Here is an 837-nt window from a genome sequence, read left to right on the forward strand (position 1 = left end):
CGGATCGCGGTCCGCAGCCGGTGGGCCGAGGGCCGGTCCGGGCGACCGGTCCTGAGCCGGGGGCGGCGGAGCGTCAGGTGGTGGTCGTCCCGCTGTCCGCGTCGGCCGCGCCGCCGGTCCCGGTGAGGTAGGCCGAGACCACCACGTTGGCGGTGTAGGCCCGCTGCTCCCGGTCGAAGGTGCCGCCGCAGGTGATGATCCGCAGCTCCGCCCGGCCGTCGGCACGCGCCCCGTACGCCCTGGCCGCGTCGAAGTCGTCGCGCTGGAGCACGTCGACGGCCTCCACGGTGAACTCGGCGACCGAGCCGTCGGCCCTGGTGACCCGCACCGCTGTGCCCGGCTCGACGGTGCTCAGCCCGTAGAACACCGCACGGTCGCTCTCGGTGTCCACGTGCCCGACGAGCAGGGCCGCGCCCGCCGCGCCGGGTACCGGGCCCGCCGCGTACCAGCCGACCTTCTCCGCCCGGCTCAGCGGCGGCGGGTCGATCGCCCCGTCCCGGTCCAGACCCCGGCGCACGATCTCCGCCCGCACCCCCAGCTTCTTGATCTCGATGCCGACCGGGTCGGCCTCCGGCCCGGTGGTGTGACGCAGCGGTGGGTGCGCCGGCGGCAGCGGCTGCCCGTCGGCAGCCTCCGCCGAGCGGGAGACGTCACCGAGCACCGGCGCCCCGAAGTCGCCGTCGGTGAGGTCCTTGCCCCACAGCCACAGGGCGAGCAGCAGCACGGCCCAGGCCGCACCGGTCATCAGCCGGCCGCTGCCCGCCGAGCGCGTCTCCTCCGACACGGCCGGCTCAGTGGGCGTCGCCGGGCCGGGCGGTGTCGGCAGCTGCGCGTCGC

The 837-nt window shown here is 76.8% G+C and carries 1 protein-coding gene; it reads right to left on the minus strand.

Features of this window, described 5'->3' with window-relative positions; all coding sequences use genetic code 11:
* Positions 1 to 73: 73 nt before the first annotated feature.
* Positions 74 to 784, minus strand: a complete 711-nt coding sequence (locus tag ACYVE9_RS28960) for a class F sortase (RefSeq protein WP_461030846.1) — start codon at positions 782 to 784, stop codon at positions 74 to 76.
* Positions 785 to 837: the final 53 nt, after the last annotated feature.

Source organism: Streptomyces sparsus (assembly GCF_054776295.1).